4 protein-coding genes and 2 pseudogenes are annotated in these 5,440 nt (G+C 62.8%); 3 read left to right on the top strand and 3 right to left on the bottom strand.

The window, feature by feature from the left end:
* Positions 1–178 (top strand): annotated as a pseudogene (locus EN994_RS36870) (peptidase M14); the annotation flags it as partial.
* A 1-nt stretch (position 179) separates the two neighbouring features.
* On the opposite strand, the gene EN994_RS16255 reads toward EN994_RS36870, so the two are convergent.
* Entirely contained in the window at positions 180–950 is a 771-nt protein-coding gene (locus EN994_RS16255; protein ID WP_127307645.1) for an isocitrate lyase/phosphoenolpyruvate mutase family protein, read from the bottom strand.
* A 319-nt stretch (positions 951–1,269) separates the two neighbouring features.
* On the opposite strand from EN994_RS16255, the gene EN994_RS16250 reads away from it, so the two are divergent.
* Together EN994_RS16250 and EN994_RS16245 are read left to right on the top strand one after the other, a co-directional pair.
* Positions 1,270–3,459 (top strand): anthranilate synthase, encoded by a 2,190-nt coding sequence (locus EN994_RS16250; RefSeq protein ID WP_013529939.1) that lies wholly within the window; start codon positions 1,270–1,272, stop codon positions 3,457–3,459.
* Positions 3,460–3,464: 5 nt separating this feature from the next.
* Positions 3,465–4,412, top strand: a complete 948-nt coding sequence (locus tag EN994_RS16245; RefSeq protein ID WP_013529938.1) for a cation diffusion facilitator family transporter — start codon at positions 3,465–3,467, stop codon at positions 4,410–4,412.
* 202 nt (positions 4,413–4,614) lie between these two features.
* On the opposite strand, the gene EN994_RS16240 is transcribed toward EN994_RS16245, so the two are convergent.
* Together EN994_RS16240 and EN994_RS16235 are read right to left on the bottom strand one after the other, a co-directional pair.
* Positions 4,615–4,821 carry an AbrB/MazE/SpoVT family DNA-binding domain-containing protein gene (locus tag EN994_RS16240; RefSeq protein ID WP_013529937.1) on the bottom strand — a complete coding sequence of 69 codons (207 nt, stop codon included), beginning with the start codon at positions 4,819–4,821 and terminating at the stop codon, positions 4,615–4,617.
* A gap of 19 nt (positions 4,822–4,840) precedes the next feature.
* A pseudogene (locus tag EN994_RS16235) lies at positions 4,841–5,440 on the bottom strand (hypothetical protein); the annotation flags it as partial.

Below are 5,440 nucleotides of genomic sequence, written 5' to 3'. Positions count from 1 at the left end.
CGCCACCATCGTCCATGCACCGGGTGAAACCGATGGCCGCACCGAAGTGTTCGCGCCGCAGGACGGCATCATCCTGACCCGCCGCTCGCGCCGCATCATCCGCGCCGGCGAAGATCTTCTGAAGCTGGTCGGCGACAGGAAGAGCACTGATGCCCGGTCGGGAACGCTGGAGGACTGACTTAGCCCGAAATAGCCAGTCGCGCTTTCGCCTCCAGCCATTCCGCCATCTGCCGGTAAGGCACCGGGCCGTGACTGATGCGGGCGACACCCAGTTCCGCCACCCGCTGGCGCGGCGGCACATGCGCCAGCGCAATGATGTTGACCGGCAACGCAATTGCCTTGCAGAGCGTCTCGATCAGGCCTTCGTCGCCAAGGCCCGGCGCAAAGAAGCCGTGCGCGCCGGCTTTTTCGAAGGCCTGTGCGCGCTCGATGGCCTGGTCGAGCAGAAGGTCATCATGCGCATCCGGTTTCGCCTTGAGGAAGATGTCGGTTCGAGCGTTGATGAATGCCGGTATGCCGGAAGCCTTGACGGCCGCCGCCGCGGCTTCGATGCGCTTTGCCTGCACGGAAATGTCATGCAGGCCGCTGCCACCGACAATCTGATCCTCGAAATTGAAACCGATAGCGCCGGCCCGCAGCGCCAACGTCACCGTGCGAGCGACGATTTCCGGGTCAACGCCGTAGCCGCCCTCGAGGTCCATGGTCACCGGCAGGTCGACCGACCCGACGATGCGCTTGATGTTGTCGAGCGCCAGTTCCAGCGGGATTTTCTCGCCATCGGCGTAGCCGAACGCGGCCGCGACCGGCCAGCTTCCGGTGGCGATCGCCTTGGCACCCGCTTTCTCGATGATCTTGGCCGAACCCGGATCCCAGGCATTGTAGAGGACGACCGGGTTGCCCTTGACGTGGAGGGAATGAAACGTCCGCGCACGCTCGATCTGCTCGGTCATGGTTATTTTCCCGTCTTCCTGCTGTTGGATGAGCACTCTAAGCGGCACTGTCGGCTCTGGCGATGTGCCATGAGCCTGAGAAGCGGCGGCCAACGAACAGACTTTCAAACCTGTTGCGCATCCTTCTTTTCGCAGCTATGGATTTCGCCATGAATATGCGTTCGATCAAGACCATTTGGTGGTGGGCCTGCTGACAGCGGCCTGTTCGAACACGTGCGCGTGAATAGAGAGGGTGGCCGCAACGGAAAGTCCGGGCGGCCATTTGTTTTTTCCAAGCCATTCCCGGGTCCGTTGCCCCAAGAAGCTGATGGAGACGGCAATGACGATGAAGGTTCTGGAAAACGGCGCGGAAAGTTTCGTGACCGCGGGTGGCATCACCATCACCCGCGCGCGCCACGACCGGCCGTATGCGGGCGCGATCGACGCTTACGTCGACGGCCTGAATTCGCGCCGCGGCGCGGTGTTTTCCTCAAACTATGAATATCCCGGCCGCTACACGCGCTGGGACACCGCCATCATCGACCCGCCTCTGGTTATCTCCGCGCGCGGCCGCGCCATGCGTGTCGAGGCCCTCAACGGCCGTGGCGAGGTGTTGTTGCCGGTCATCGGCAAGGCGCTGGGTAGCCTGGCCGATATCACCATCGCCGAGACATCGAAAAGGCTCATCCGTCTCGACGTCGCCAAGCCCGGCCGTGTCTTCACGGAAGAAGAGCGCAGCCGCGTTCCTTCGGTGTTCACGGTGCTGCGCGCCATCACCGCTCTGTTCAAGACCGAGGAAGACGCCAATCTAGGTCTCTACGGCGCTTTCGGCTACGATCTCGCCTTCCAGTTCGACCCGGTAGACTACAAGCTCGAACGCAAGCCAAGCCAGCGCGACCTGGTGCTGTTCCTGCCTGACGAGATCCTGGTCGTCGACCATTATTCGGCCAAGGCATGGACCGACCGCTACGACTATGCCGGCGAGGGTTTTTCGACCGAAGGGCTGCCGCGCGACGAAATCTCCGAGCCGTTCAAGAGCCCCGACCGCATCCCGCCGCGCGGCGACCATGAACCCGGAGAATACGCCGACCTGGTGCGCAAGGCGATGGATTCGTTCAAGCGCGGCGACCTGTTCGAGGTCGTGCCGGGCCAGATGTTCTACGAGCGCTGCGAGACGCAGCCGTCCGAGATTTCGCGCAAGCTGAAGGCCATCAATCCGTCGCCCTATTCCTTCTTCATCAATCTGGGCGAAGGTGAATATCTGATCGGCGCCTCGCCCGAAATGTTCGTGCGCGTCAACGGCCGCCGCGTCGAGACCTGCCCGATCTCGGGCACCATCAAGCGCGGCGACGACGCAATTTCCGACTCAGAGCAGATCCTGAAACTGCTCAACTCGAAGAAAGACGAATCCGAGCTGACCATGTGCTCGGACGTCGACCGCAACGACAAGTCGCGGGTCTGCGAGCCGGGTTCGGTGCGCGTTATCGGCCGGCGCCAGATCGAGATGTATTCGCGCCTGATCCATACGGTCGACCACATCGAAGGCAGGCTGCGCGAAGGCATGGATGCCTTCGATGCCTTCCTGTCGCATGCCTGGGCGGTCACCGTCACCGGCGCGCCGAAGCTATGGGCCATGCGCTTTATCGAGCAGAACGAGAAGAGCCCGCGCGCCTGGTATGGCGGCGCGATCGGCATGGTCAATTTCAACGGCGACATGAACACCGGCCTGACGCTCCGCACCATCCGTATCAAGGACGGCATTGCCGAAGTGCGCGCCGGCGCCACATTGCTGTTCGACAGCATTCCCGAGGAAGAAGAAGCCGAAACCGAACTGAAGGCATCCGCCATGCTCTCCGCCATCCGCGACGCCAAGACAGGCAATTCCGCCAGCACCGAGCGCACCACCGCGCGCGTCGGCGACGGCGTCAACATCCTGCTGGTCGACCACGAGGACAGTTTCGTCCACACGCTGGCCAATTATTTTCGCCAGACCGGCGCCAACGTCTCGACCGTTCGCTCGCCGGTGCATGAGGAAGTCTTCGACCGGCTGAAACCCGACCTCGTCGTGCTGTCGCCCGGCCCCGGCACGCCGAAGGACTTCGATTGCGCCGCAACCATCAAGAAGGCGCGCGCCCGCGAACTGCCGATCTTCGGCGTCTGCCTTGGCCTGCAGGCATTGGCCGAGGCCTATGGCGGCGAACTGCGGCAGCTGCACATACCGATGCACGGCAAGCCGTCGCGCATCCGCGTCTCCAAGCCCGGCATCATCTTCTCCGGCCTGCCCAAGGAAGTCACCGTCGGCCGCTACCACTCGATCTTTGCCGATCCGGTGCGGCTGCCCGACGATTTCATCGTCACGGCCGAGACCGAGGACGGCGTCATCATGGCCTTCGAGCACCGCAAGGAGCCGATCGCCGCAGTGCAATTCCACCCGGAATCGATCATGACGCTCGGGCACAATGCCGGCATGCGCATCATCGAGAACATCGTCGCCCACCTGCCGCGCAAGGCCAAGGAAAAGGCCGCCTGACGATCATGGCCGAAGCCGAGAACACGATGGCGATCGCGGCCAAGGCGGCCGCGAAGCGCAAGGTCGCGAACCTCGCCTTCTGGTCGATTATCGTCGCCTTTGTCGTGCTCGCGCTGAAAGCTGCCGCCTGGTACGTCACCGGCTCAGTCGCACTCTATTCGGACGCACTGGAATCGATCGTCAACGTCATCGCCTCGGTCGCCGCCTTCTGGGCGATCCAGATCAGCCACAAGCCGGCCGACCAGGATCATCCCTTCGGCCATCACAAGGCCGAGTATTTCTCGGCAGTGCTGGAAGGCGTGTTGATCGTGCTTGCCGCGCTATTGATCCTCAACGAGGTCTGGCGCTCCTGGCAGACTCCGTCACCCTTGGAACAGCCTTGGGAAGGTCTTGCGGTCAACGGCGTTGCCACGATTATCAACGCCTTCTGGGCCTGGACGCTGATCCGCGCCGGCAGGGCGGAGAAATCACCGGCACTGGTCGCCGACGGCAACCACATCATGACCGACGTGGTGACCTCGATCGGGGTCTTCGGCGGCCTGGTCGGGGCGATCCTGACCGGCTGGCAGATCCTCGACCCCGCACTTGCCGTCCTCGTGGCGCTGAACATTCTGTGGCAGGGCTGGCATGTCATCGGCTCGTCGATGAACGGGCTGATGGACCGCGCCGTCGACACCCAGGAGCACATGCGCATCCGCGACGTCATCTCGGCCAACTGCAAGGGCGCGCTTGAAGTGCACGACCTCAAGACGCGCATCGCCGGCCGCGCCACCTTCATCGAGTTTCATCTGGTCGTCGACGCAGACATGTCGGTCGGCGCCAGCCATGTCATCTGCGACCGCATCGAGGACGCGCTGAAGGCCGAAATCCCCTCGGTGCGCGTCACCATCCACGTCGAGCCCGACGACGAGGCCAAGCTGCCGAAGGGCACAACCGCCGTGCCGTTTGCCTGAGGCGATTTCCTGTAGCGACTTGGGAAAATTAACCGAAGCTTCTCGACTTCGTCATCCACGGGCGAAGCAGGAGCGAAGCTCCGTCGCGGAGACCCGAAGATCCATGCCGCGACCTTGTCCGTAGAGTGCAGCGGAACAGAATTCTGCACCGCAGCAGCGCTCAGATGTCACGCATGGATCCTATGGTCTGCGCCGCCAGTCTCTATCGGCCTTCCAAAGCTGCCTCAACAAAATCGTCGTCAAGTGGCCCGGTCAAACTGTCGAGCCAGACCCAATCCTGCGCAAGCGGTTCGAGAACGACCGCTCGGCCCTCGCGAAGGATTGAAATCTCGCCGGTATCGAAACGGTATTTCTTCGGCATGCGTACTGCTTGCGATCCGCCAGACCAAAAGACTTTTGCCTTATCCATTCGCGCCCTCCATTGAAGCTCAAGGCGAGCAGGCCGATTGCGGCATCGGCTGCAGCCGATAGACCTTGTCGTCGGATTTCGTCTTTCCGGCGTCCGCCTTCGAACACAGGTCGACGATTGCAAGCGCGCTGTTTGGGTTGGCCAGCATCATCGTGCCGTTGGCGCCACGCTTGAGGAAAATCTCCTTCTGCGCGATGTCGCAGGAGAAATTGCTCATCTTCGTGCTGGCCGCGCAGCGCCACTGGTCGGCTTCGCCCTGGCAGGAATAGGTCTGCGTCACCTTGGCCGATTTCTGCCGTGTGGTGACGGTAACGGCAATGTCGGCGCCGTCTGGCCAATTGGCGGTGTCACCGCCCGAGGCGAAGGACGCCAGTTCTACCTTGCCGCGGAAAACCCGGATCGACTGGGTGAGTTGATCGGGGTGCGAGCCGAGATGCGCTGCATCGTAGTCGCGCCCATAGCAGAACGCCTGGTCCGGCTTCAGCCGCTCGCGTAGCGGAGCTCCGAGCGCAGCGGCGACTGGGTCGATGCGCGCGAACTCCGCCTGGCAGGTCGCTGCCGGCATCGGGTCGAGGCGGAAATTGTCATCCTCCGAGCCGAGCGCCCGCCTGTCATATTC

Source organism: Mesorhizobium sp. M7A.F.Ca.CA.002.09.1.1 (genome assembly GCF_003998555.1).
Taxonomy (GTDB): Bacteria; Pseudomonadota; Alphaproteobacteria; order Rhizobiales; family Rhizobiaceae; genus Mesorhizobium; species Mesorhizobium ciceri.
The sequence above is the reverse complement of the archived record's forward strand: the minus strand, read 5'-3'. Positions and strand labels throughout refer to the sequence as shown.

Coding starts and splice junctions, on each gene's coding strand:
- EN994_RS16255 (WP_127307645.1), bottom strand. CDS start 950: ATGACCGAGCAGATCGAGCGTGCGCGGACGTTTCATTCCCTCCACGTC.
- EN994_RS16250 (WP_013529939.1), top strand. CDS start 1,270: ATGACGATGAAGGTTCTGGAAAACGGCGCGGAAAGTTTCGTGACCGCG.
- EN994_RS16245 (WP_013529938.1), top strand. CDS start 3,465: ATGGCCGAAGCCGAGAACACGATGGCGATCGCGGCCAAGGCGGCCGCG.
- EN994_RS16240 (WP_013529937.1), bottom strand. CDS start 4,821: ATGGATAAGGCAAAAGTCTTTTGGTCTGGCGGATCGCAAGCAGTACGC.